General features: G+C 45.1%; 24 protein-coding genes and 3 pseudogenes. 10 read left to right on the top strand and 17 right to left on the bottom strand.

The features are described from left to right. Positions 1–101: 101 nt before the first annotated feature. On the top strand, positions 102–1,268 hold the full coding sequence (locus IX91_RS16085) for a hypothetical protein (protein ID WP_004744087.1): 1,167 nt from the start codon (positions 102–104) through the stop codon (positions 1,266–1,268). 69 nt (positions 1,269–1,337) lie between these two features. Here IX91_RS16085 and IX91_RS16080 read toward each other — a convergent pair whose 3' ends face one another. The 7 genes and pseudogenes from IX91_RS16080 to puuE all read right to left on the bottom strand — a co-directional run bounded on the left by IX91_RS16080 (position 1,338) and on the right by puuE (position 7,837). Continuing rightward, on the bottom strand, positions 1,338–3,257 hold the full coding sequence (locus IX91_RS16080) for a methyl-accepting chemotaxis protein (RefSeq protein ID WP_004744088.1): 1,920 nt from the start codon (positions 3,255–3,257) through the stop codon (positions 1,338–1,340). Between the two features lie 140 nt (positions 3,258–3,397). Next, positions 3,398–3,667, bottom strand: a pseudogene (locus IX91_RS27035) (urate hydroxylase PuuD); the annotation flags it as partial. An 89-nt stretch (positions 3,668–3,756) separates the two neighbouring features. Continuing rightward, positions 3,757–4,699 (bottom strand): annotated as a pseudogene (locus IX91_RS16075) (urate hydroxylase PuuD); the annotation flags it as partial. 11 nt (positions 4,700–4,710) lie between these two features. Then, a complete protein-coding gene (locus IX91_RS16070; RefSeq protein WP_004744090.1) occupies positions 4,711–5,274 on the bottom strand; it encodes an ureidoglycolate lyase in 564 nt (187 codons plus the stop codon). A 14-nt stretch (positions 5,275–5,288) separates the two neighbouring features. After that, positions 5,289–6,275, bottom strand: a complete 987-nt coding sequence (alc, locus tag IX91_RS16065) for an allantoicase (protein WP_004744091.1) — start codon at positions 6,273–6,275, stop codon at positions 5,289–5,291. Between the two features lie 121 nt (positions 6,276–6,396). After that, positions 6,397–6,912 (bottom strand): 2-oxo-4-hydroxy-4-carboxy-5-ureidoimidazoline decarboxylase, encoded by a 516-nt coding sequence (uraD, locus tag IX91_RS16060; RefSeq protein WP_004744092.1) that lies wholly within the window; start codon positions 6,910–6,912, stop codon positions 6,397–6,399. A 1-nt stretch (position 6,913) separates the two neighbouring features. Then, positions 6,914–7,837, bottom strand: coding sequence for an allantoinase PuuE (gene puuE, locus IX91_RS16055; RefSeq protein WP_004744093.1), 924 nt, complete (start codon positions 7,835–7,837; stop codon positions 6,914–6,916). Positions 7,838–8,189: 352 nt separating this feature from the next. Between puuE and uraH the strand changes: the two genes are divergently transcribed. The 6 genes and pseudogenes from uraH to IX91_RS16025 all read left to right on the top strand — a co-directional run bounded on the left by uraH (position 8,190) and on the right by IX91_RS16025 (position 15,401). Then, positions 8,190–8,543 carry a hydroxyisourate hydrolase gene (uraH, locus tag IX91_RS16050; protein WP_038197691.1) on the top strand — a complete coding sequence of 118 codons (354 nt, stop codon included), beginning with the start codon at positions 8,190–8,192 and terminating at the stop codon, positions 8,541–8,543. 136 nt (positions 8,544–8,679) lie between these two features. Next, positions 8,680–10,022 (top strand): annotated as a pseudogene (locus IX91_RS16045) (NCS2 family permease). A gap of 158 nt (positions 10,023–10,180) precedes the next feature. Then, positions 10,181–11,587, top strand: a complete 1,407-nt coding sequence (locus tag IX91_RS16040) for a nucleobase:cation symporter-2 family protein (RefSeq protein ID WP_004744096.1) — start codon at positions 10,181–10,183, stop codon at positions 11,585–11,587. Positions 11,588–11,750: 163 nt separating this feature from the next. Continuing rightward, positions 11,751–13,112: an 8-oxoguanine deaminase gene (locus tag IX91_RS16035; RefSeq protein ID WP_004744097.1), complete on the top strand. Its 1,362-nt coding sequence runs from the start codon at positions 11,751–11,753 to the stop codon at positions 13,110–13,112. A 393-nt stretch (positions 13,113–13,505) separates the two neighbouring features. Next, positions 13,506–14,732, top strand: coding sequence for a YbfB/YjiJ family MFS transporter (locus tag IX91_RS16030; RefSeq protein WP_174329849.1), 1,227 nt, complete (start codon positions 13,506–13,508; stop codon positions 14,730–14,732). Between the two features lie 9 nt (positions 14,733–14,741). Continuing rightward, on the top strand, positions 14,742–15,401 hold the full coding sequence (locus IX91_RS16025) for a glutathione S-transferase N-terminal domain-containing protein (protein ID WP_004744099.1): 660 nt from the start codon (positions 14,742–14,744) through the stop codon (positions 15,399–15,401). A gap of 41 nt (positions 15,402–15,442) precedes the next feature. On the opposite strand, the gene IX91_RS16020 is transcribed toward IX91_RS16025, so the two are convergent. The 5 genes from IX91_RS16020 to IX91_RS16000 form a co-directional block, all read right to left on the bottom strand. Further along, the gene (locus IX91_RS16020; protein WP_004744100.1) at positions 15,443–16,243 is read right to left on the bottom strand and encodes a hypothetical protein; all 801 of its coding nucleotides are present in this window, start codon (positions 16,241–16,243) and stop codon (positions 15,443–15,445) included. A gap of 48 nt (positions 16,244–16,291) precedes the next feature. After that, entirely contained in the window at positions 16,292–16,759 is a 468-nt protein-coding gene (locus tag IX91_RS16015; protein ID WP_004744101.1) for a hypothetical protein, read from the bottom strand. Positions 16,760–16,771: 12 nt separating this feature from the next. Then, complete coding sequence (locus tag IX91_RS16010) at positions 16,772–17,692, bottom strand: patatin-like phospholipase family protein (RefSeq protein WP_004744102.1); 921 nt, start codon at positions 17,690–17,692, stop codon at positions 16,772–16,774. 249 nt (positions 17,693–17,941) lie between these two features. Beyond that, positions 17,942–18,637, bottom strand: coding sequence for a VC0807 family protein (locus IX91_RS16005; protein ID WP_004744103.1), 696 nt, complete (start codon positions 18,635–18,637; stop codon positions 17,942–17,944). 232 nt (positions 18,638–18,869) lie between these two features. Continuing rightward, the gene (locus IX91_RS16000; protein WP_004744104.1) at positions 18,870–20,144 is read right to left on the bottom strand and encodes a serine hydrolase domain-containing protein; all 1,275 of its coding nucleotides are present in this window, start codon (positions 20,142–20,144) and stop codon (positions 18,870–18,872) included. Between the two features lie 157 nt (positions 20,145–20,301). On the opposite strand from IX91_RS16000, the gene IX91_RS15995 reads away from it, so the two are divergent. Further along, entirely contained in the window at positions 20,302–21,177 is an 876-nt protein-coding gene (locus IX91_RS15995) for a LysR family transcriptional regulator (RefSeq protein WP_004744105.1), read from the top strand. A gap of 12 nt (positions 21,178–21,189) precedes the next feature. On the opposite strand, the gene IX91_RS15990 is transcribed toward IX91_RS15995, so the two are convergent. Both IX91_RS15990 and IX91_RS15985 read right to left on the bottom strand, forming a co-directional pair. Continuing rightward, the gene (locus IX91_RS15990; protein ID WP_004744106.1) at positions 21,190–21,831 is read right to left on the bottom strand and encodes a sugar O-acetyltransferase; all 642 of its coding nucleotides are present in this window, start codon (positions 21,829–21,831) and stop codon (positions 21,190–21,192) included. A 163-nt stretch (positions 21,832–21,994) separates the two neighbouring features. Next, the gene (locus tag IX91_RS15985) at positions 21,995–22,474 is read right to left on the bottom strand and encodes a PaaI family thioesterase (RefSeq protein WP_004744107.1); all 480 of its coding nucleotides are present in this window, start codon (positions 22,472–22,474) and stop codon (positions 21,995–21,997) included. 274 nt (positions 22,475–22,748) lie between these two features. Here IX91_RS15985 and IX91_RS15980 point away from each other — a divergent pair, with 274 nt between their 5' ends. Further along, entirely contained in the window at positions 22,749–23,087 is a 339-nt protein-coding gene (locus tag IX91_RS15980) for a hypothetical protein (protein WP_038197699.1), read from the top strand. Between the two features lie 54 nt (positions 23,088–23,141). Here the strand turns inward: IX91_RS15980 and IX91_RS15975 are convergent, their stop codons facing one another. From IX91_RS15975 to IX91_RS15965, 3 genes are read right to left on the bottom strand one after another with little or no spacing between them, the layout of a single operon-like run. Further along, on the bottom strand, positions 23,142–24,398 hold the full coding sequence (locus IX91_RS15975) for a PTS ascorbate transporter subunit IIC (RefSeq protein WP_004744109.1): 1,257 nt from the start codon (positions 24,396–24,398) through the stop codon (positions 23,142–23,144). Positions 24,399–24,407: 9 nt separating this feature from the next. Continuing rightward, positions 24,408–24,695, bottom strand: a complete 288-nt coding sequence (locus tag IX91_RS15970; RefSeq protein ID WP_004744110.1) for a PTS sugar transporter subunit IIB — start codon at positions 24,693–24,695, stop codon at positions 24,408–24,410. 56 nt (positions 24,696–24,751) lie between these two features. Continuing rightward, entirely contained in the window at positions 24,752–25,195 is a 444-nt protein-coding gene (locus IX91_RS15965; RefSeq protein ID WP_004744111.1) for a PTS sugar transporter subunit IIA, read from the bottom strand. Between the two features lie 249 nt (positions 25,196–25,444). Between IX91_RS15965 and IX91_RS15960 the strand changes: the two genes are divergently transcribed. Continuing rightward, on the top strand, positions 25,445–26,473 hold the full coding sequence (locus IX91_RS15960; protein WP_004744112.1) for a LacI family DNA-binding transcriptional regulator: 1,029 nt from the start codon (positions 25,445–25,447) through the stop codon (positions 26,471–26,473). Positions 26,474–26,495: the final 22 nt, after the last annotated feature.

The raw sequence follows: 26,495 nt of genomic DNA, 5'->3' as shown, positions 1-26,495 counted from the left end.
TACAGACAAATACAAAACCTCTACATACTCATACGTACACCCAAATATCAAACAAGTAACATAAGCAAACAGAATAACTCAGCAAAAAAAAAGAATCGCTTATGAATATTAGCAAACCTAAACTGCAAACTATTGTTTGCTCACTTATTGTCGCAACTCTATTTGGTTGCAATAGTAGCAACAGCAACAGCAACAGCAACAGCAACGTTAAGCCTAACTCTGTGATGCAACAATCTAACAAACCTAAAGCCAACTATGTCTTTAATAAGGCTAAAAAAGATGAACTTCTAGTAGAGCGTAATGAGGTTATCCAAAGCTCATCCCTCACATTCAATGGAGAAACTTACTCGCCTAGTTTCGCGACTGTAAGAGAAGATAATAAAAAGAATAAAATCATTTTTTTACTAATGAAGGGTAAAAAGAGCGGCTCTGATATCGTATTACAGGTTCCTAGGAAACCTCAAACCAACGACATATGTCGAATTTATACAACAGGTGGGGATTACTACGAATTTGATTGCTCGTCAAAGCAAGTAAATGTTAATGGCGACATGATCTATTATTCTGGGCTGTATACTAAACAATCACCACAAGCAAAAGCCATTACAACCAATACAAAAGATTTTACTCTTGAATTGCACCAATATTTGCAGGTCATAGGCTCAACTCAGCTTAACTTGGCTATGAACGGCTCTGTAGCTTCCATCACCACATCTAACCCTTATCGCGATTTCGGAGCAGGGATTGACTCAACTGATCTCGGTGTAACTACCTATACTCAGCTTGAAAAATTATTGATTGCACCTGTATTAGGCAAAGAAATCACGTTGGTCTTTGATACACCTATTGATGGTTCTAGTGATGACGACATCAATATGTACACTGGTCTACTCATCCAAGATAAAGGGCTACATACCAAAGTCAGCAAAACAGGTAGCGTTTTCTCAGGTGGCACAGATCTATTTACGGCAGGTAAAACACGTACGTTAGAGTTAAATGATCCAAATATTCCAGCAGAAAAAAACAAACAAGTAGGTGTTCATTCATGGTCTGAAGACGACGAGAAGACTGGAAAAACCGTCGAGGCAACTAATATACCATATACCAATGAATCTCATCGAGCCCAGGCGACTTATTTTCAGCGTACGCTCGGAGATAAAGGTATCGACTTTTATCTGTTTACTTTGAAATCAGCACCTGCTGAGGGTGCACATTATATGACACGTTCGGAATTGGAATCCTACCGAGTAACTACAAGTATCCAATAGATAGTCAGCCAAGCTAATAAAAACTAGCGCTTGTCAAAAGACAAGCGCTAGTTACGTTCTACAAAACTATTAAAACTTAAACTTAGCCACCAATTGACTTAAAGATTCTGCATTTCTCTTCAAACTAACGCAGTGTTGTGATGTTTGCGTGACCATCTCAGTATTGCTTTTTGCTACATCGGCAATTCTTTCAACGTGCGGTGCAATCTCATTGATGACCTGAGACTGTTGGCCTGTTGCGGTGGCAGTCTGTGCACTGAGTTGATTGATCTCCTCAACAATATTGCTGATAGAGGCAAGGTGGTGTTCAGACTCTTTAGCTGCAGTAAGACACTCACTACCAATTTTGTGGCTCTGGCTAACTTCACTAACGACTGTGTTACTAAGCCCCTGTAAGTTTTCTATGATGGTACGAATTTCACTGGCGGACTCATGGGTTCGAGAGGCTAATGTTCTTACTTCGTCGGCAACAACAGCAAAGCCACGGCCTTGTTCACCTGCTCGTGCCGCTTCGATAGCAGCGTTTAATGCCAGTAGATTAGTTTGCTCTGATACACCACTGATGACATCCAGTACTGTATCAATGGCATTGATATCATTAGATAGCTTTCCGATACTTTGATTGCTCTGCTCTAGCTGCTGGCTCATAGCTTCAGTGCGTGCGTATGTTTTGCTCACTGAGCTGAGTCCGTTTTTCACCTCTAAAGTGGTTTTATGGACGTTGTCTGAAGTATGGTTAGCGTTATTAGCAATCTCTTCAGAGCTAGCGCTCATCTCATGAACCGCGGTTGCTACCTGATCAATATTATGTTCTTGACCATGGATCTGCTGTCTCATTTCGTTAGCTTGTTGATCAATCAGATTGATGGTTGCAACCAGTTCTTTACGCGCTCTTTCTATTTCTTGTAAAACGTTGCCCATATAGGCGACAAATTGATTGTACCCCTTGGCAATGTTACCGACTTCATCACGGCGACTTTCATCCAATCGTTGAGTTAGATCGCCGCCGCCACCACCAATTTCAAGCAGTAGTTGTGCTGTGGTTGAGAGTGGTTTAAGCAAGATATTCGTCATATATGCGCTGATAATGATGAACAGCAGTGCTACAGATCCGCCGACCCAAATCATCGTTTCAATGAAATGGTTGATCTCGGTGAGCACTTCAGCCGTCGGTTGAACAGAAATCAACACCCAATCAAGTTGTGGCAGAGCCATCAAACCAACGATCGTCGATGTTTGTTCAAGCTTTGATTCATGTATAACAGGCGCTGTTCCAGCTAAAGTTTGCAGCTCAGGCGTCAATGCACCAAGACCAATATCAGCCAACTGCTTTCCAACTTGCTGCGTACTAGGGTGCACCTTCACCTCACCGCTCTTGTCGACCAACATTAGTCGACCTGAATCGCCTAGAGAGTAGTTAGCAACAGTATTGCCTAAATTTTCGAGCGATAGACCAATCCCCGTCACTCCAACGCGGCGGCCTTGACTCATCACAACATGGTTAACAAAAACCGTTGCGATGCCTGTAGCATCATCGATATCAATCGACAGCTCGACTTGCTTATCGCCATTGAGAAAACCATAAAACCATTGGTCATCCGCTGATGAACTCGACATAGATTTGAGCTTTCCACTTGGCAAATAGTAGCTGTCATCGACAGTGGTAACGAAAAAGGCGGTTAAGGCATTAAACTGCTGCTTGATCGAGGCGAGTTGTGCACTGATTTGTCCACTATCTTGACCGTCAAAATCCGTAAGTGGTTGTAGCTGAGACATCACTTCAGCAACAACCAACGGCTTTTCTAACTCCAGTTGAATTTGGTTACTGACCTCTCCCAACGCCGCTGGCATCTGCTGTGAATAAGTTTTGTCGAGGATAATCTTCTGCCCCTGACTGACGGTAATGCTAATTAGCACCACTATGACAAGAATCACTGCCATCACCGTAGCCAAGATAGTCTTGTGTCGAATACTTAATGCAGTTGCCATCACTTGTAACTCCTTTTAGCGGTATAAAAAACCCCGGAACAGGGGCCGGGGGATCTCACTTGAGATAAATAGCGGGAAATACCACGTTTGCATGAATCACGCTTATCGGGCTTGCAATCCGATAAGCGAGATAAATTGGGTTAGTTGATTACTGACCCTTGTTCTACCCAATTGCCAACCAGAACACGTTCGTCATCTGTCATTTGGGTCAAATTACCTAATGGCATGTATTTAGTATTTACGGTTTGCGCTATACGTGGACCATTGGCTTGAATCTCTTGAGGTGTATCTAAGATCACTCCGGCTGGCGCAGCGGCAAAGGCAGCATGGGTTGGCGTTGCTGAGTGACATACCGAGCAGCGCTCTTGAATAACCTTGTTGATTGCTGCAAAACTCACACCGCTAGGCGCCGCTGATTCCGATGCCGACGCACCTGTTTGATCAGGGCTCTCTGATGTTGCAGCCACAGTGTCTGTAGAGCTTGCTTCCGGCTGCGCAGTCGCTTCAACCGCAACAGGCGCTTTAGCCACTGGTGCTGCCGCTTTCTTAGCATACGGTGAGGTGACAAACGCAAGTGTCACCATACCTAATGCAGCTACAGGAACCGTCCAAGCGAATTTCTGGCTACCATGACGAGTATTGAAGTAATGGCGCACTAAGATACTGAAGATCGCCAAACCTGCGAGTATTGCCCAGTTGTACTCCGAGCCATAGGTGCTCGGGAAGTGGTTACTGATCATAATGAACAGCACTGGCAAGGTTAGGTAGTTATTGTGACGAGAACGCAGTAAGCCTTTCGCTGGTAGCGCAGGATCTGGCTCGCGGTTTTCTTCAATAGCACTCACTAAGTTGCGCTGTGCAGGCATGATAACGCGGAACACGTTACCGACCATAATCGTACCGATGATTGCACCAACGTGAATATAAGCGCCGCGACCACTGAAGACTTGAGCTAGACCATAAGCCGCGCCAACTAAGAGTACGAATAGAACCGCGCCTAATAGCATTGGTGTTTTACCTAGTGGTGAATCACACAACAAGTCATAGATAAACCAGCCAGCAACCAAAGCACCGACACCAATGGCAATTGCCGTCGTTGGTGATAAGCCCGAGCCTGGTGCAATCAAATAGATCTCAGCGTTTAGGTAGTAAACCACAGCCAATAGCAGCACACCGGTGATCCAAGTGAAGTACGCTTCCCATTTAAACCAATGCAAATGCTCAGGCATTTCTGGTGGTGCAAGTTTGTATTTTTCTAGGTGGTAGATACCACCGCCGTGAATCGCCCAAAGGTCACCAGAAAGGCCCGTTTTTGGGTTAACCCGGTTTAGGTTGTTCTCCAACCAAACAAAGTAGAATGAAGCACCAATCCATGCGATGCCAACTATCATGTGAACCCAGCGAATCGCTAGATTCAACCACTCCGTGATATGTGGATCCATAATTTACTCCTTTACAGCGCTTGTTCCATGCGCTGTTTTTCTTCCAGCTTGTTGTTGCTCGGTAGATCGTCCAAATGCAGTGAGACTAAGTCGTTCTCGAAGTAGACTTCATCGCAGTTATGCCCTTCACCGCCTCGGTCGACGATAAGAAACTGGTCTTGGTCAGTTAGGGCTAACACTGGGTGATGCCAAACGCCTTTGTGGTAGTTAACACCTTGACGTCCATTGCTCAAGAATGCGCGGCATGACTTCAGACTTGGTTGATCCCCTTTTGGCGCAACAACAATAAGATACGGTTGACCAAGCAACGGAACGAAAGCTTGCGATCCCAAAGGATGACGTTCTAACATTTTTATCGTTAACGGATAGCTAAGCGGCATAGCTTGAAAGATACTGATGATGGCTTCACCACCTTGCTCTTGTACATCGGTGCTCGCTAGCTTGTGATAACGACGAGTCGAGCCATTGTTGATCATAAAGTAGTCGCTATTGTCTACTTCAATCACATCCCCAAACTCAGCAAATGCTTGCTTGGTCAAAGGTTCGATGGTTAAACGGCGAATTCCATTGCTCATATTGCTTCCCTCGCTTATTTCGCTTTAGTGCCAAACAAACGTAAACGGCTGATACCACCATCAGGGAAAATATTGAGGCGAACATGAGTCACAGCGCCAAGATCATTTACCTCTGAGTTGAACTCGTGAATGTCATGTGCCTTGAGCTTTTGCGCAGGTAATAGTTCACGCCAGAAGAGACTCTGAGTCGCAACTTGATCATCCGTTCCGCCTTTAACATACGCAGCTTGAATTGAGCAGCTATCTGGGAAGTTACCTTTAAAGTGAGCTGTATCGACAACCACTCGGTCAATGTTGCCTGCATGTCCAAGCGCGACAATCACCCAATCATTACCCGGAGTACGACGACGGGCTGTTTCCCAACCATCACCCATGTTCTCACCGCGACCAGGGCCAAGAATGTTAGACTTGTTGCCGTAGTGCTCATCACTACATGCCAAAGCGCGACCGCCATTTTCAACCGCAGCGAGGTCGACTTTCTGTTGGCTATCGATGCGATCCCAATCAACGCTAGGTCGACCATAAACGCGTAAACGTGCAACACCACCATCTGGATAAATGTTGAGACGTAAGTGAGTAAACACTTCGTCACTTTCGATCTGTTCAAGATGATGATGATCGCCTTGCAAACCCATTGAAGGTAGAATCTCTTGCCACTCGGTTGCGTCGGTTGGATCACCGTCTGGGGAATAACAGGCATCAATCGAAGCCGACGGCGGGAAGTTACCCGTGAAGAAAGACGTATCAATATCAACACCCGCAATCGTGCCCGCAAGACCTAGGCGGATGACACAGTAATCGTAGCCTTCACCACGCTTACGACGGCTTTCCCAGCCATCCATCCATTTGCCGTTATCATCGTAAAGATCGTCTTTCCATTCTGGTGCTTCACGGCGTAAAAGTCGGCTCTTATCGGCAAAGAAATCATCGGTAGCGTAGATAGCTTCTGCGCCAAGTTTATCGTCAGCAAGGTTAATGTATTGTTCAATATCTAAGGACATGTCCTTTATCCTTCCAATTATTCAAAAATAGGTTAAGTGAGTATGCTCATCTAGAGCTCTATGCCCTTTGTCGGGCAGATATCAATCGATATCAGAACGAAACAGTCGCCATCTCCGTGACTTACATATCTCGTAGGCGAAACAGTGCGATCTTGTTGATTTCCTGTATCGCAGTAGCAAACTCAGTGTCACTATCATTGCCTAATCGCTTCTCGAAGGATTCAAGAATTTGGTAACGATTGGCCCCTTTCACTGCCATGATGAAGGGAAAGTTGAAGCGGCTTTTGTAACTGTCGTTGTACGTAGTGAATTTCTCGAACTCTTCCGCTGAGCACTGATCAATGCCTGCGCCAGCTTGTTCCGCAGTCGATGCGGCAGTAAGTTCGCCGTTAATTGCTGCTCGCCCCGCTAAATCTGGGTGAGCATTTATAAGTGCAAGTTGTTTTGCTTTCTCTGCGTCTAAAAGCGTTTCAGCCATTCTTAAATGCAGATTTGAAACAAAGTTATCCTGATCTGATAACCCTTGATCGTAGACGGTTTCTGCTACCCATGGGCTATGCTCATACACGTCGCCAAAGTGGGAGACAAATTCCGTACGTTCCATTTGAGATGGTTTGCAAAAACGAAATTCAGTCATGTTATTTTCCCTCTTTTGGTGTGTATGGATGATGCTCGTGCCAATGACGAGCGATATCAACACGGCGACATAACCACACATCGTCATGTTGTTTAACGTAATCTAGGAAGCGCTTTAACGATGCAATACGACCCGGTCTACCAATCAGACGACAATGTAGACCAACTGACATCATCTTAGGGGCTGCCGCACCTTCAGCGTATAAAGTATCGAATGTGTCCTTTAGGTATTGGTAGAACTGTTCACCCGAGTTAAATCCTTGTACAGTGGCAAAGCGCATGTCGTTAACATCCAGTGTGTAAGGAATCACTAACTGAGGTTGACCTGCCTCGGTATGCCAATAAGGCAAGTCATCGTCATACGCATCTGAGTCGTATAAGAAACCACCTTCTTCTGCAACTAACTTGCGGGTATTTGGCCCTGTACGACCTGTATACCAACCAAGCGGTCTTTCACCGGTGATCTCTTTGATGATTTCAATCGCTTTCATCATATGGTCGCGCTCTTGCGACTCATCCATGTATTGGTAATCAATCCAGCGATAGCCGTGACTACAAATCTCGTGTCCCGCTTGAACCATAGCTTCTGCGACATCTGGATGACGTTCAATCGCCATCGCCACTGCGAATACGGTCAATGGAATCTCGTACTCATCAAATAGCTTTAACACACGCCACACACCTGCGCGGCTACCATACTCATAGATAGATTCCATGCTGATGTGTCGCTCGCCTTTAATTGGCTGCGCGGCTGGAATCTCTGACAGAAAGGCTTCGGACTCATCATCCCCATGTAGAAGGCAACGTTCACCACCTTCTTCGTAATTCAACACAAACGACACGGCGATACGAGCACCACCTGGCCATTTAGGGTGAGGAGGATTCGCCCCATAGCCAATCAGGTCTCGTGAATAATCCTTATCCATTCAGGCTCTCCTTAAATACAAGACACTTTGTCTTTATGCCTTCTTAAACTTCATACATTCATTGTATACAATAAATTATCTTAATGTAAAGATTTTGTTGTTAAAGTTAATTTACGTAAACAAAAGCCATTTTATCAATAAGTTATGTACACTTAGGCTTAAATGGGTATCTAGCTCGATCTCACAAAACTGATTTTTGTTCACTTTTACTAGTAACAAAATTATAACATCAAGCTTTACTATCCGAATATTTTGTGTACATATATAGGTAACAGAAGTAAATTTAAAACAACTTTGTATACAATTTAAAATCAATAATCGCTAAGGAGAGCGCTGGGCGCGAATAACAATTATGGGCAAATTAACTACACACGTATTGGATACAATGCACGGCGTTCCCGGTGCAAATATTCAAGTTGAGCTGTTCCGTGTTGAAGAGGGCAGCCTGACCAAGATTAAAACGGTCACCACCAACTTTGATGGTCGAACTGATGAACCAGTGCTAGAAGGCGATGAGTTTGTGACAGGCAAATATCAACTGGTATTCCATGTTGCCGATTACTACAAGAACCAAGATGTCGACCTTGGTGAAATCCCATTCCTAGATGACGTTGTGATTCGCTTTGGTCTAGGAGAAACAGGTGCACATTACCACGTGCCTTTGCTTGTTTCGCCGTACAGCTTCTCTACCTATCGTGGAAGCTAACCAAAGTAATCAGCAATAGATAACCCTAACAACGTCATACATATCAATCGGGAGAATTGGAGTCTGCAAAAACACCATCAAAATGCAGAAAGCGGTATTCAATTTCAGAAACATCAAAACAAAAGGACTTGCTGACATGAATGAAAGCAAAGCAGAAGTGCTGAATAACGAAAGCCAATCGGGTGGCTTGCTAGAGCGCTTTTTCAAACTGAAAGCACATGGAACCAGTGTTAAAAACGAAATGATCGGGGGATTACCACTTTTGCCACTATGGCATACATCATTTTCGTTAACCCTCAAATCATGGCGGCTTCAGGGATGGATTCTGGCGCAGTCTTCGTTGCAACCTGTATTGGTGCAGCGATTGGCTGTCTGTTAATGGGACTTTTTGCCAACTGGCCTGTCGGTTTGGCGCCGGGCATGGGCCTTAACGCCTTCTTCTCTTTCACTGTGGTTAGTGAAATGGGCTACAGCTGGGAAGTCGCGCTTGGTGCGGTATTCCTCTCAGGTATCCTATTTGTCGGGATGAGCTTCTACAAAATACGCCAATGGATCATTGAAAGTATTCCAGAAAGTTTACGCTTCTCAATGACCGCAGGTGTCGGCCTTTTCTTAGGTCTTATCGGGCTTAAAACCGCGGGTATTGTGGTAGAGAACCCAGCCACTTTGGTTTCACTTGGCGACTTCACTAAACCTGATGCCATGCTTGCGGCTATCGCTTTCTTAATCATCGCAGTACTCAGTGAGCGTAAAGTTTTCGGTGCGGTACTGATCGGGATTTTGAGCGTCACTGTTGTTGGTATGATGTTAGGTCTCGTTCAATACAACGGCTTCTTTGCAGCGCCGCCAAGTATTGCCCCTACCTTCTTGGCAATGGACATCTCTGGAGCGTTTAACATCTCAATGGTTAGCGTCATCTTGGCCTTCTTGTTCGTTAACATGTTCGACACTGCAGGCACACTGATGGGTGTTGCTGAACGTGCGCATCTTGTAAACAAAGAAACAGGTAAAATCGAAGGGCTTAGCAAGGCGTTAAAAGCCGATTCTATTTCTAGTGTCGCAGGTGCTTGTGTCGGTTGTCCGCCTGTAACTAGTTACGTAGAGAGTGCGGCGGGTGTAGCAGCAGGTGCTCGTACAGGTCTGTCAGCCATTGTAGTAGCTGCCCTATTCCTAGCGGCTATTTTCCTTTCACCTTTGGCAGGTATGATTCCAGCTTACGCCACGGCAGGTGCGCTAATCTACGTCGCATTCGTGATGATGAGCAGTATGCAGCATGTCGATTGGAAAGATTTTACCAATGGTGCTCCGGCAGCGATTACTGCCCTGATGATGCCGCTGACTTTCTCAATTGCAAACGGTATTGCTCTTGGCTTTATCACTTACACAGTGCTGAAAGTCGCGACAGGAAAAACTAAAGATGTCTCTATCTCAATGTACATCCTGACTGTCGTCTTCGTCGCTAAGCTTATCTACATCTAATTCCTAGGGTCTGCTGACCCTAATTATCCTTGTGAAAACTAGCCTGAGCATGGGTTCGGGCTAGCTTCCTATACGAAAAATTCGTGACCCTACGTAGTTTGTAGAAGTCAATTGTCCAATCTACGAGAGAAAAATGGATTCTCTCTGAGGTATAACCAATGAAACTTCTGTATACACTCAACCAAAAACCGCCACACGGCATTACCTTGCTGCTCGCTTTGCAACACATGCTGGCATCCATTGGTGGTATTGTGGCTGTCCCGCTCATTGTTGGCGCATCCATCGGACTGCCCAACGAAGAGATTGTCTCGCTAATCAATGCCGCCCTACTCGCTTCGGGCATCGTCACCATGGCGCAATGTATTGGTGTCGGACCTATCGGTATTCGTTTACCTGTTGTCATGGGCTCTAGTTTTGCTTTCTTAGGTGTGGCGATTGCCATTGGCCGCGAAGGTGGTGTCGCTAGCATTATGGGCTCGGCTTTAGTTGGCTCTTTAGTGGTGATTGCGGCTAGCTTTTATATGGACAAAGTCCGCAAGCTATTCCCAACGGTAGTGAGTGGCGTTGTTGTCACCCTAATCGGCTTAACCATATTGCCCGTTGCGATGAACTGGGTGGGTGATGCGCCCGCTGCGAGTGAAAACTTTGCAACTCTACCAAAGCTTTTCTTAGCCATCGTTTCACTGGGTATCGTGGTTGCAGTCTCGGTTTACTGTAAAGGCGCAGTTGCCGCATCTGCCATTGTTATTGGTCTAGCGGGCGGTTACATCGTCGCGCTCTCCCTAGGCATGGTAAACCTTGATGATATTACCTCTGCCGCTTGGGTTGGTGGACCAGAGCCTCTTAAATACGGTTTAAGCTTTCAAGCCAGCGCCATTGTGAGCATGAGCTTGGTTTATATTGTCGTCATTGCTGAAGCAACGGGTGACTTTATGGCACTAGCAAACAACTGTAATAAACAAATCTCGGGCAAAGATCTGCAACGCGGTCTGCTTGGTGATGGCTTAGGCAGTACGCTTTCTTCGATTTTAACCGCTATGCCACTGGCTTCTTTCAGCCAAAACGTAGGGATAGTGGGCATTACTGGTGTAGCGAGTCGATATGTTGTTGCAGCAACAGGTGGCCTGCTGATTTTAGGCGGCTTGTTCCCTAAACTTGCAGCCGTCGCGGTAACCATTCCTAAACCAGTTCTTGGCGGTGTTGGCTTTGTTATGTTTGGCATGATTGCCTACGCTGGTATTCGCATGCTGATTATGGCCGCAGACACCAAACGCAACGCTTTGGTTATCTGTGTCGGTTTGGCATCAGGTTTAGCCGTGACTTTTGAACCTCGTTTACTTCAGCACTTACCGCACGATATTGCTAACTTCCTGCACTCTGGCATTACCACGGGCACCATAGCAACGGTTCTTCTCCATCAACTTCTTCCTAAGTCATCCAACAAAGAAGTTCGTGAAGCACTGACAGAGAGTAAGGTTCAAGTTGAAGAAAAGATCATCCGAAAGTCTGATGATGAAGCACCACAAGTGGTAGAAAGTAAACTTGAAGCAAAGACTACAGAATAAACTCACTTTAATCAGAACAAAGGCATCAAAAGGAGACCTAAGCTCACGACATCAACCTGAGCTTAACAACAATAACACCGCTAGTACTTGCTAGCTTAACTGTAACTAAAACGTTTAAGACCCTCTCCCCTGAAATGGCTGAGATGGCTAAGGACTATTATGAATGGAAACCATCTGGATTAAGAATCCACTGGCAATTTATACCGGAAACACGCAAGACGCCCAAGGTGGTCTCGTGGTTCAGGGAAACAAAGTTGTCGAACTTATCCCAAAGCATGGGACGCCGTCCCACTCAATTGATTATGTGGTTGATGCCTCTCGGCATGTCGTCACACCTGGGCTCGTTAACGCCCACCACCATTTTTATCAAACCTTAACGCGCGCTTACCCTGACGCGTTAAACAAAGAACTGTTTCATTGGCTCAAAAGCCTGTATCCCGTCTGGGCAAATCTAGATGAAGAGATGATGAGCGTTGCGACCGAGCTTGCCTTAGTTGAGTTGATGCTGTCGGGTTGTACCACCGCGTCTGACCATCACTACTTACTGCCAAACGGATTAGAACACGCGATAGACTTGCAGGTCGAAGCGGCGCAAAAGCTTGGTGTCAGAGCCATCTTTACTCGTGGCTCAATGAGTTTAGGTGAAGAAGACGGCGGCTTACCGCCACAGCATACCATTCAAACCGAGCAAGCAATTGTCGATGATAGCTACCGTTTGATTCGCCAGTACCACCAGCAACAAGAAGGGGCAATGACCCAAATCGCGCTCGCGCCATGCTCCCCCTTCTCCGTCACCACAGATTTGATGAAAGAAACCGCCCACATCGCCAAGCAAGAGAATGTCATGATGCACACCCATTTGTGTGAAACGCTGGATGAGGAAGATTTCTGTGTCGAACAATTTGGCATGCGCCCGGTCGATTATCTCGAAGATGTTGGCTGGCTAAATGACAGAACTTGGCTTGCCCATGGTATCCATTTCAATAGCGAAGAGATCCGCAGACTTGGTCAAGCAGGGGTGGGTATTAGCCACTGCCCAACATCAAACATGATGCTTGCTTCAGGGATTTGTAAAAACAATGACCTAGAAGCCGCAGGTGTTAAAGTCGGCCTAGGCGTTGATGGCTCGGCCTCAAACGATGGCTCAAACATGATTGCCGAAGTGCGTATGGCGATGTACTTACAGCGCCTACAGTATGGCTCGGCAAACGTATCCCATTTTGATGCGCTGCGTTGGGCGACTAAAGGCTCAGCTCAAGCGATGGGGCGTAATGATATTGGTGAGCTTAGCGTGGGCAAACAGGCCGATATTGCGATGTTCAAGCTCGATGATATCCGTTTCTCTGGCAGTCATGACCCTCTTGCAGCACTGCTATTGTGTGGCGCTCAACAAGCCGACCGCGTAATGGTTGCAGGTCACTGGCGAGTGATGAACAGTGAAGTGATTGGCGTCGATATCCATCAATTGATGGAACGCCATAAAGCGGCCGCATCTAGGCTAGCGCGTAAAGCTTTAGGTGAATAGCACACGCCAAATCATCGCCAGCCTAAGTTCAAATTAGCTTAGGTTGGCGTTTTTAATGGCCTGTAATCGATCCATATCCCACTAATTCAAATCAGATAATTAAGCCATGCGAGAGCAACTGGCAGGCTTACCCCTACAATTGAAACATGAGCTTATTGAACCTACCTTTGAGTACACGCTTGTTAGCTATGCAAATTCAAACACCCAATCCTTAAAAAGCGTTCACCACTCGGTTAACTAGCACTAGAAACTGCGACTAAAGCCCCATTGCAACAACTTGCACTCAATGCCAGTATCAAAAAACAAACAACTCAAGGTAGAGAACAACAGGTTTTTGCAATCGCTCACTCGATGCGTGGGAGTTTCGTTGCAAAGCCCCTCGCAATCACGGATATGACCACATCAATACAGCTATGGAATAAACAGATCGTTAGTCGAGCGAGTATGGCGGGATTGGGCGCGACACTCATTGGCAATGGGATAGGTCGTTTTGCCTACATAGCTCTGATGCCCGCCTTGATTCAAAGCGGTTGGTTTAGCGAAAGTGATGCTTCTTATTTAGGCGTAGCAACACTTATCGGGTATATTGCAGGAGCGCCTGCGGCCAATCTTTTACTTCGCTATTTCAGCTCTGGCCTGCTCATTCGTAGCGCAATGTTAATCAGCACTTTTAGCTACCTTGCTTGCGCGTGGCAAGACGCCCCCCTGTCTTGGTTTTATATTTGGCGTACCTTGGCTGGTGTCACTGGCGCATTACTCATGGTTGCGGCTCCGCCAGTGATTGTTCGCCAATTCAGTTCCGACGTCAAAGCCAGAGTCAGCGGCGTTGTGTTTTCTGGGATCGGTATCGGAGCAATGCTTTCAGGTACACTGCTGCCAGCACTTATCTCATATGATTTGATTTCTGCTTGGGTAGGGATGGGCGCCGTAGCACTCGTCACCACCATTTTAACTTGGAACGCGTGGGACACCCGCATCCCCCCTACCAATGCAGCTTACGTTCAGGCGTCATTTTCTCAGCTTTCTCAGCCTCAGGTTAAAAATGTCATCCTCATATCACTCGCCTACAGCTTATGTGCAATTGGTTATCTGCCACACACTTTATTTTGGGTCGATTACCTTGTTAGAGAACTCGGCATGTCATTCACCAGTGGTGGGTTCTTTTGGGCAACCTTTGGCGTGGGTGCAGCTATGGGGCCACTCATCACAGGTAGCTTAGGAGATAAGTTTGGGCTCAAGCGTTCTCTATGTATCGCATTCAGCTTTAAAGCAGCAGGCGTCGCTATTCCTTTACTCAGCGCCCATCCATTCTTGTTGTTTATCTCTTCCCTCTTGGTCGGCATTTTTACCCCTGGGATAGTCACCCTTGTGTCCACCTATACGCTCGAATGCGTGGGCTATGAGCTACATACCAAAGCTTGGAGTGGAATGACGTTAGCTTTTGCTATTTCACAAGGCGTGGGTGGTTTTCTGATGGCCTACTTTCTTAGCCACTTAGCGTCTTACAACACCCTATTTGCTCTCAGTGCCAATGCGCTAGTACTTTCACTTGTATGCATTTTATCGACATCAACACACTGCGCGGAACAAACGCAATCAGCGAATAACTCAATGAAATAAGGACTCTCTATGCAACTCTACCTAAATGATACTTCACCATTTTCACGTGTGGTTGTGGCGACAGCTTTGTTGTCGAATGTCCCTTCTCTTTCAATGGTTTGGGTCGATCCTTGGAGCTCTCCAAGCAATTTAAAAAGTGTGAATCCGTTTTGTTTAATTCCCGCTCTAGAGCTAGATTGCGGGAACTCCCTGACAGAGAGTATATGCGTTAGTCAGTATTTAATTGAGACCAATCAACCAACTGGACTGAAGAACGTTAAGCTCAACGATGTTGACCAAGTTAAGCTCCTTGGAACGGCGAAAACTCTGATGGAAATCGCCTTTAGAACCGCAGTGTTACCTCGCTTTACTGATCAAGACAATGAGTTGATCAGACGTGGGCAAGAAGGCATTATTTTGGCACTAACGAATCTAAACAAAGAAATGGATGAGTCAGGTAAAGGTAAAGAGGTCTATCTGGATCCAAACTTAGCAACACTGTATCTACATATTGGTTTGGAATATATCCAATTTCGTCATCGCGCTTTGTATGACGATGCCGTCGTCACGCATATTGACGAGTTCTTAAATACCTCGCCATTTAACCAGCTTCTTAAACTAGTCAGTATTGAAAGGCTATCAGAAAAACCTGATTACTCAGCGTTAGAATCTTCTTGGCGACAGTTGTAAAAGTCAAGGGGCGATGAGCGCCCCTTGATTTTCTATACGTATTAAGCAATTGCCTGATGATAAATATGATCTGCGACGACTCCAAAGCCTTCAGACGTTGGGTGGATTTCATTGCGCCATTGATCGCTATTGAGCAAACCTTGGGTATCAACTACCGTCAGAATTTCATAGTCATTAGCGACCTCAATTAACCGCTGTTTAAATCGCGTTAACAGGTGATTAATGATATTTTCTTGGTCATTCGCATCGGTTATCTTTTTGGCTTTTAGGTACGGGTAGACCCAAGACTTACCTACTGGAATGATATCGAACAGTTCAAAGCCCGTAGGATTAGGCTGAACAAAATCATAGGTATGCGTGACAATCTTAATATCTGGATTTTTTGAGTACTCCATCGTTAGCTCGCACAGTACTCGATAAGCATTTTCGATTTGCTTGAGCTTCATTTCTACGCGATGTTCGAGTATGCATTGTTGCCAATCCATGCCGGGCTGCTTATCTCTAATAAAGAACCCAAAGTCATACCGACCGACAATGTCATTCCCACCGCCTGAAAACAGCAATAGATCAAACTCATTATGCGAGAGGCGCTTTAACAAAGATAACTTTTCATCGCCGGAAATCATATCAATTGCCTCATCTCCATTTGACGACGTGTTGTAAATCAGCAAGTTGTTCCGATCTGCTAAATGGTCAATAACATTGGCATCTTTACCGAAGATAAAATAGCGTCTTGGGTAATTAAACCAAGAATCACCTTCGGCAAGAATGCGTATTTTATCAGGTGTGTAACGATCCTGAATGAGTTGCTTGTAGGCTCTTGAATCGGATGTCGCTGGCATAATCTTGTCTCCTACAGTGGTTAAACACTAAGTGCACTTATCCGGTTTCTAAGCTGGCAATATCTTGTCAGACTCCATAGCTTCGCTCGCCTTGAAGAAATCCCAATGTTTGCGAGCAGAGTTAACAATGACACCGATGACAAATTTGATTGCAACATATTCCCCCGCTTCTGGAATGTACGGAATATCAATTTTGTCATTCGCTAGCGAAGTCAAACGTTTCACTAGCCTCTCTGCTTCTTGATCGTCAATGCCTTGATCTAGGCTTCTCACTAAGTCATAAAACTCGTTAGGCAAGTTGTCGTATAAAAAGGTGTCTACTTTGATCACCACCTTGAGCAATATTTTCTCCTCTCTAGTCTCACTCACTAAAGGAACATTAATTTCAGCATTGAGCTTCTGAGCAAGTGTTTTTGCTTCATCGGCTGTGAGTTTCATGCGTTTTTCTGGTGGTGCAAAGTAGTCATCCAGTAAGTCTCTGAACTCGTCCTTAGTTAAATCTTTGATCGTATTCATATTCGCCTCCTGCTATGACAAAAACTCTAAAAGTGTATTGACTTGTTGATCGATAAGTTGCTCTGCTAAACGACTTAACGCACTGATATTGCTCTTGCTTACGTTGTCCATATCGTCATCAGCATCCGCTAAGATAGTTTGTAAACGTAAGTAGTCTTGGCCTAGCAATACCTTCAATTGATGATCTGCGGCATCAGACACACCATCGAACATGCAGCTCATGACAGGTAATGCCCAGCCGACTTTGCCCCAATCCTTGGCTTGGTTGAACGGAATTTCTCGAACTAACTCTCCGGTCCCTAAAGAGAGCAACTTGATATCATCATCTGGGAAAAGTTTTTTTGCCTCTACATAGGCTGAAACGGCAGGATTGTTAATAAACACGCCGCCATCAACTAATGCTCTTCGCTTGTTGTTAACCTTAACCAAAGCGGGTTCAAAATAGGTTGGTGCCGCACTCGTTGCTCTTGCTGCTAGGCGCATCGGTACTTGCTGAGTATTTGAGTTCCAGCTTTTTAGAAAGAAAGGTTCACGCTCTTCAATGTCATAGCTAGTAACCATAACCTTAGTTTGGGCACTCTCTAACGGCTCTGAGCGAAAATACTCTAACAGTACAGATTCAATGCCATCTGAAGGATACTTTTCATCAGTTAAGCCACCTACAGATGTCACACCTTTCCAGCGACTGCGCGGGAAGATATCTGAGCCACGCTCGCGATAAATCTTTACTAGCTCGGTAGCACTATAAGGTTCATTAGTCCCAGGTACATTGATACTTAAACCCATAGACAAAATGCCACCGGTTGAAGTACCGCACATTAAATCAAAGAGTTGGCAGCATGGTTTACCTGTTTCTTGTTCCAATTTAGCAAGAACCAATGCGGGAATGATCCCTCGAATGCCGCCACCATCAATCGATAAAACTCGTCTCATTTTGATCTCCTTTTCATCGAGTTTATAAATTTCGATATAAACATAGATGCTATAAATGCATATGCATTTGGCAGGGATCACAAATCTCTATTTGGTCGAGTATTAATTCTAAGAACTGAAAAAGGGAGGGTACTAGCGATATAACGAAGAGCAGAAAAAGTGGAATCGGGTGAAACAGGCGTGATGATTTAACTGTGGAATTACACAAAAAAAGGGACGTTTCCGTCCCTTGATGTTCTTAAGCTGTTTCTACTTCGTATGAAAAATTTGCTCAGTTTCCAATGAGGTCATCGCGCGGATTTGACGCCATACGTAGTAGAAGATACCAAACATCATCAGCATGCTAGGAATCGCGATAATTGGATAACTATAAAGAGTGAGCTTACCAAGCTCTTCATTAAACTCTGGCGTGCCTGCAGGGCTGGTCACAATCCAAGTTGCGAGAAAATAGTTCATCGCAGAAGAGAACGCGAAAGTACTCGCGAATAGGTAGTTTGACGACATTAAGCAACGCTCGAATGCATCCGTCTTGCCATTCTCTTTTAAACGTTCAGTGATCAAAGCTAGATTTAACACGGTATCGTTAAGGATCATCTTCTGCATAAATGGGTAACGGGTAAATGTTGACCCCAAAACAGCCAAGCCAATAAGACCAGGGATTAGTGCTTCTTTCAGTGCTAACCAACGCGTATCAAGCTCTAACAGGCCAATACCACCTGTCAGTAAAACACTCACAAAGCCCAAAGCAGCGATGAAGTTGAACTTCTTATTGCGGATAAGATCCATACCGCCATACACAATAGGAAAAGCGAGTGCGACAACCAATGCCATTACAGTGCCTAGATGCTCTTCGCCGCTGAACTTCATTAGAATGAATGAAGGTATAAATACGTTAAACAGGATTTCGAATAGGGGATTCGACTTTTTCGTCGTGGTGTTACTCATAATTGTTACTGACTCTACTCTGTCACTTCATTTTAGTTTCGGGGAGAAGTGTTCAACGCTTAGCTTAAGATGTAAAGCGTTAAAACGTCGAGTTGTGTAACGACTTATGAAATTAATGAAGAAAGAATTTAACGCTCTCTATGTCAGTATAGCCTGATGAGGCCAACTAAAATCTGGCTTCGTTGAAACGAAGCCAGATTTAATCAGTAACATTGGTGATTTGTCACAACCGTTATTTTACTTCGTCAGCGGCTGCAAAGATTGCAGGCAACGCTTTGTAGAAGATAGCGATAACCATGCGTGGTGTTTCCGTTTGAGGATAACCACCGTTCATTGCTACAACAGTACCTGTTTTGTGATCCATCGCGACGACCTGACCATGAATACCCACCATAGCCATAATCTGGCGACCATTGATGTTTAGAGAGCGGAACTGATCTTTGTACCAGCCTTCAGCTAAAGCAGACTCTTTACCTTTCAGCCATGCAGCACGTACTTCATCATTACCTTCCAGGATTTCGTTGATGAACCCAGCTGGAACCACTTGCTCGCCTTTGTAGTTCTTACCGCCGTTCATTAGCATGCGGCCAACACGTGCAAGGTCTTTAGTTGCTGCATTGAGACCGCCAGAAGCTACCGGATTACCTGCGAAGTCAGCTTGGTAGTGCGCGTTTTCAGCCATGCCAACTTTACCCCAGATCTGCTTTTCTAGAAGGTCAGCCAGTTTCTCGCCAGTTGCTGCTTCTACTACTTTACCTAGCACTTCAGTATTGATGCATTGGTAAGAGTACTTAGAACCCATTGGCGCAGATACTTCTTTAACCATTGGGAAGTAGTCTTTGATACCGTTCGGGTAAGTTGCTGAGAAGTCACCGTTCCAACCTTGAGCGTCAGTCATGCGAGTATCCCAAGATTTGTGCTTTTGGACCTCTTGGATTACAGAAGTACGCATGTCAGCAGTTTCTTGAACTGTTGCACCGTCCCATGCTGTACCTTTAAGCTCAGGCAGGTAATCAGTTACTTGCTTGCTCATGTCTAATTTGCCTTCAGCCGCTGCGATACCCGCTAGCATTGCAGTGAAAGACTTAGTTACAGACATATCTAGGTGAGTTGAGTGCTCATCCATGTTGTTCCAGTAGTGCTCGTGAAGCATGTGGTCACCTTTAAGCACAACCATTGAGTGGTTCTTTACACGATCACGTAAGAAATCGTTTAGAGACATCTCACCATCAATTGCAGGAACCATGATTTTGTTGAAGTCTAGAGACTTGTCAGTCTTGAACTGTTCTGGAGCTAGACCTGAGCGCTCGATCTGATAAGACGGTGTAAATTTGTAAGCATTTGGGAAAGAAGACGCTGCGTATTCTGCGCTGTCCCAAAGTTCAACTGGCATACCAGACGCTGCTGCACCTTCAAGGAATGCTGCATCAGGTTTGTTGAACGTCGCGGCATTCGCCATAAAAGAGCTGCTTAGTAGGACGGCAAGAGAAAGTACTTTAAGTTTCATAATGAATCTCCGAGTCAGTGCGTTAAGAACCATCCTAAAGCACATTGCTTGACATAAAATCTGTAAGGTCTGAGAAGGAATTTAATCCAATTTAGTTTCATGACATAATTGCTAAGCGTGCAAAAAACGCATGCTCAAATCTATTATGGGAGGAGATATGAACCTTAACCTTGAGTATTTAGCGGCATTCGTTGACGTATATGAGCAGGGAAGCTTTGCTAAAGCGGCCAGTAAATCCTCTCAACACGCTTCAACATTCAGTAGAAAAATCAGTGCATTAGAAGATTACTTAGGATTTGATTTGTTTGTGAGACATAGCCGATACCTTGAATCTACTGAACAAGCTAAAGCACTCTACGACCATGCAAAAGCCTTTCTTACCGAAGCAAATTTATTTGATACTAAAGTAAGCAGTATTTTCCAAGGTCACACAGGGAACACTGTTATTGTGATAGACACCTCAGTAATAGAATTAGGCATGTTAGAGTCCATTAGCCAATTGATTCGTGCTATGCCCTCTGTGAAAGTCACGATCAAAACAGGCGATACTGAATCCGTGCGTACAGCCCTTGTTAATGGTGAAGCAGATATGGCTTTTGCTCTGGCAACGTTTTCTTTACCCGCAGAGATAAACGGCTTTCGCTATTTGGAGTTTCCGCTAACACGTGTCGCAACCCAAGCTTACTTAGAACAATTCGGCTACCAACAAGGTAAGCCACTCTCACCAAGTACGATACGCAGCATGACTCAAGTAGTGATGACACCACTGCGTAACCTAGGTGTAGAGAGTCAAGTATACAGCCACAACGTTATAAACTCAGACAGCTTCTTTATAGCTAGGGAGCTAGCTCGACATGGAGCTGGATGGAGTAACTTACCCCTTTCAATGGTTGATGCTGACATTAAATCAGGAGAAATCATTTCCTTCGATGTAGAGGATGATTTCCACCTAGCTTGGTCTGTCGAGCTTTTGTGGTCAACCGAAAAGGTTTACGATCCCATTCGTGAACAGCTGATTAAGATGCTTGAATAAAAAGCTGGTGGTTTACCCCGTGAACTCTTCGATCATCGCACTCACTTCAGGACTAAATTTGCGCTGCTTGTAGTAATACTCTTTATCGTGCTCACCAATTTCATGCATCACTTTGCATGGATTGCCAACTGCAACAACGTTGGCAGGGATATCTTTGGTCACAACACTTCCCGCGCCAATCACACTGTTCTCACCGATCGTGATACCCGGTAAGACGACAGAGTTTGCACCAATCCAGACGTTGTTACCTATAGTGACTGGCATATTGAACTGCCCCACTTTTTTCCTTAGAGAGGGTTCAATAGGATGACCTGCGGTCGTAATCGTAACGTTTGGCGCTATCATCACGTAATCACCAATGCGGATAGTGGTGTCATCTACTAAAGTCAGATTGAAATTGGCATAAACCTGCTTACCCAAATGGGTATGCCTTCCCCAGTTTGCGCGAAGTGGCGGCTCTATATAGCAGTTCTCTCCCATCTCAGCGAAGAAGTCTTGTAGGATCTGTTTGCGTTTTTCGACTTCTGATGGGCGAGTTTGGTTGTAGTCATAAAGACGCTCCAAACATTGCGTTTGCTCATCCACCAGTACTTGTTCATGTGAAAAGTAAACTTCGCCGTTGTGCATCTGTTGTTGGATTTTTTCTAGTGACATGATGGTCTTCTCTAGGCTGAGGATTCAATGCTATCGCGTCAGGAATTAAAAAAAATAGCGTTTCGATGGGTCTCATCTTGCCACGAGAACTCTCTTTTACTCTCTCGGATTCGTCACATAAAACACTGCAGTACTTGAGATTTTCACAAGGAAGTCACTTAGCTTATTTCTCAGCCAGAAACCACTCATTCGGCACCTTGACCGCAATCACCTCTGCTCGGCAACAAACGCTGCCTTGCGAGATAAGTTCACATTCAAGCACTATCTTCTTTTCGAATGCTTCAACAATTTTCGCTTTCAAAGTCACCGTAGAATCCATTACGACAGGTTTAAAGAACGAGATGTTTAAGTTGCCCGTGGCAAACCAAACAGGCTCCCCTTGCCCGACTTCCTGTCCATTCAGTTGATACCCCTTAGCGATAGCCATACAGACACAATGACAATCAATGATGGTTGAAATTATGCCGCCATTGAGAAAATGAGTTGGTCCGGCGCAATGGTGTTTTTGAGGAACAAAGTCGCAACTTGCCTCATTTTCTGATTGCCAATAGCTCTTGATCTGCAAACCCAGTGGGTTCTCTGCTCCGCATCCATAGCAGTGGTTATTTGGGATCTGATCTTGTATCGCAACGGTTTGTGGCATGTCTCGCTCCTATTCAAGAGTTCACGTTCCGTGAATAAGTTAATAGTTATCTTATAGTTATAGTCGAGTTTGCTCGCGAAATAATGGAAAGCAGGATTCTATATCTCAATCCTCAAAAGTTTTTGTCGTCTAGATAAAATCACTCGTTTGATATCAATTTCGCTCCTACCTACTATGCCCGCATCCGCAGATAACAGCTGCCCAACACAATTTACTGCATAACCTTTTTGGAGAAGCTATCGTGGAACGACTAAAAACTATAGACCCTGCGAAGATGGGGAAAGAGCGTCACAAACGTGAATATGATCTACGAGTTTTGAACTGCGTGAGTGAAGATGAATACCAGTCACGAATGGCGATTTGGAACAACCTAATCACACCTACGGCACCGATAGAAGAAGCAAAGAAGTTTGTCGATACAGCTTTTAGCAAACTAGAGCAAGACCTCAAGGCATCAAGCAGTGAGTTAGTCATCAACTACAACGAGTTTGTCACTCTAGCGAACGAAGAGATTAACTACATCAGAGTTCACGTTGCAGACAATCGCTCACAATACTTTTGGTACGCGACGATCGCGTTAACTATCTGTTTAACGGCGTCGCTGTACTTTTAAGTTTGTAACAAAAAAGCCTCCAGTTGGAGGCTTTTACGTATCTAGTGATTGATATTAACGAACAATCAAGCCAAGCAGGATACCGACTGCACCAAAGTCTGCGTCACTGAATGTTGTGTTAGCAAAACCTAGGTCGCCCAACACTGGCATTAGGAATACTGGTAGGAAGGTAATCAGTAGACCTTGAGCAAAAGCACCTAAGATTGCACCACGGCGACCACCTGTTGCGTTACCAAATACACCCGCTGCTGCACCGACGAAGAAGTGCGGTACCACACCCGGAATAATCACAGTTAAGCCCATCACGTAAAGTAGGAACATACCTAGCAAACCCGCAGCAAAACTAGATAAGAAACCAACCAGTACAGCATTTGGCGCGTATGGGAATACCACAGGACAATCGAGCGCCGGTTTAGCGTTTGGCACAAGCTTGTCTGAAATACCTTTAAATGCCGGAACGATTTCAGCGATAACCATACGAACACCTTGCAAGATAACGTAAACTCCACCAGCAAACGTAATCGACTGCATCAGCGCAAACATAAACCAGTGTTTACCACCACTCACTTCGCGAACAAAATCACCACCAGCGAAGATACAGGTCACCATAAAGATGATGCCCATAGTGAAAGAGATAGCGACTGGCGTATCACGTAAGAACAACAAGCTCTTTGGTACGTTCATCTCTTCTGTCGAGTGCTCTTTATTACCAAACTTGCTGCCAATAAAGCCTGCTAGCACGTAGGAGAGTGTCGAGAAGTGACCAATCGCCACATCATCAGAACCTGTCACTTGCTTCATGTAACGGTGCGCGATAGCTGGGAAAAACACCATCACTGAGCCAACAACCAAAGAACCTAATGCAATAAGAGGTACACCACTCATTCCGCTTGAAGAGAGGATCGCCGCCACCATCATCGACATAAATAACGTGTGGTGACCTGTCAGGAAGATAAATTTCCATGGTGTTAGACGAGCGATCAAAATGTTCACCAGCATCGCAAAGAACATGATCATCGCCATTTCTTTACCAAATGCTTCTTGAGCAATCGATACAATCGCTTCGTTGTTTGGTACCACACCCGTAATACCAAACGCTTGCTGGAAGATAGTCGCAAAGTCACCTAGAGAGGTAACAACTAAGCCAGCACCAGCGCCTAAGATGATAAAACCGAGAATGGTTTTTACTGTGCCTTTAATGCATTCAGTCACCGGCTTTTTCTGAGCAATTAGGCCGATAAGAGCGATAAGACCGACCAGAACAGCAGGTTCTGATAGGACATCGTTCATTAAGAAACTAAAGAATTCCATAATGGCCCCCTATAGTGCGCCAAGTTCTTGTAAAGCCGCAGATAAACGCTCTTTCATTGCTACTTTATCAACCATGTTATCTAGGCTGACGATCTTCGGTTCAACATCGAGTGCTTTCAGTTGGTCAGTAATATCGTTCGTACCAATAAAGATGTCACAATCTGTGCCTTTTGCACTGCCTAAATCAATGTGATCAACCGCTGCATTAATCTCAAGCTCTTTGACGATGCCCTTGATGCTCATTTCCATCATTAGGCTCGTGCCAAGACCGTGTCCACAAACAACCATAATTTTCATAATTCAGTACCTTTTTATTCTTGATATCTATAGGGGTGATAGTCAGGAGTGATGTTTTAGTAATTCTTGATGACGGCTAAAACGTCATCGACAGATTGAGCGTTGCAGATTTGCTCTACATGCTCTTCATTCATAAACAGCTCAGCCAGTTTTGAAATAGCACCGACATGGCTATCGCTATCCGTTGCCGCTAGCGTCACTAACATCTTCACAGGGTCATTACCTTCAGAGTCAAAGTTAACGCCGTTTTGAATCACAGTGATCGCAAGTGATAAACGATTAACGCCATCTTCTGGTCTTGCATGCGGCATCGCCATACCAGGGCCAACGACATAGTAAGGACCTAGCTCTTGATGCGAGCGAAAAATCGCCTCTACGTAGCTTGGCTCAACAGCGCCATTATCAAGCAATGCCTGACACGATTTTTGAACAGCGTCTTTCCAGTCGCTAGCTTCAGCATGGACTCGAATCACATCAGAGGTAATCAGTTCACTTAGCATTGGATCTTTCCGATTTGTTGTTTTGATGGCGCTACTCTAACGATGATCCTTGTGGAAAAACCGGACAATGATCACAAATGATAGCGCTATCTGGTAGCGCTATCATAAACTGTGATAGCGCTACCATTTATTAATCTTAATGCGGTTTCATATGCTTGTGATCACCATCTAATGCGCTAATATCATTTCAACCCAAGGGCTGTGATAAGATGTCGCGGCGAATTAATAGATAAAAAACGAAAATAAAAAATGAGCGAACCGCGAAAACGCAGAAGCACTGGAAAAGTCACGCTTGCCGACGTAGCTAAAAAGGCCGGTGTCGGTTCAATGACCGTTTCGCGAGCATTAAGAACGCCAGATTTGGTGTCTGATAAACTGCGAGAAAAGATTCAACAAGTCGTTGATGAGCTAGGTTATATTCCCAATAAAGCGGCGGGCGCATTGGCCTCAGCTGAGAGCTATTCAATTGCTTTGATCCTGCCTTCATTGATCGATAAGTCTTGTGCCTTGTTTCTACCTAGCTTCCAACAAACCCTAAACAAAGCGGGCTACCAACTGATTCTCGGCTACAGTGACTACTCAGTAGATCAAGAAGAAAAACTGCTTTCAACCTTTCTCGAAAGTCGCCCTGCAGGCGTCGTACTGTTTGGTGGAGAACACAGCAAGCGCACCCACCAGTTGTTAGAAGCAGCAAATACGCCAGTACTTGAGATAGCCGAGCTTACCTCTACCGCACAATATCTGAATATTGGTGTCGATCATTTCGACATCGGGAAGTCCTGTACCAAGCATATTATCGAGCAAGGCTTTAATAATGTTGGCTTTATTGGTGCACGTGGTGAGCATTCAACCCTTCAGCGCAAACTCCATGGTTGGCAAAGCGCGATGATAGAAAACTATCTAACACCGGATCACTTTCTAACCACGCACGAAGCCCCTTCTTCTCAACTTGGAGCCGAAGGTTTGGCTAAGCTATTGCTGCGCGACTCCACTCTCAATGCATTGGTATGTAGCCATGAAGAGATTGCCATCGGCGCTTTATTCGAATGTCACCGCAGAGTGCTCAAAGTTCCAACCGATATTGCGATCATCTGTTTAGAGGGATCTTCAATGGCAGAGCACGCCTACCCGAGCCTAACTTGTGCAGAAGTCGACTACGAGCGAATGGGAACCAAAGCAGCGGAAAAACTACTTCACCAGATCAAAGGCGACCGAGTCGAAGCCGTAACAGATATCGGCTTTAAGCTAACGCGCAGGGCTAGTACTGCGATCAACTAATTAGGTAGTTTGTTCAGTCAAT

Origin of the sequence: Vibrio tubiashii ATCC 19109, from assembly GCF_000772105.1 — a bacterium.
Classification (GTDB): domain Bacteria; phylum Pseudomonadota; class Gammaproteobacteria; order Enterobacterales; family Vibrionaceae; genus Vibrio; species Vibrio tubiashii.
Note: the sequence above shows the minus strand (reverse complement) of the source record. Positions and strands in the feature narration are given on the sequence as shown.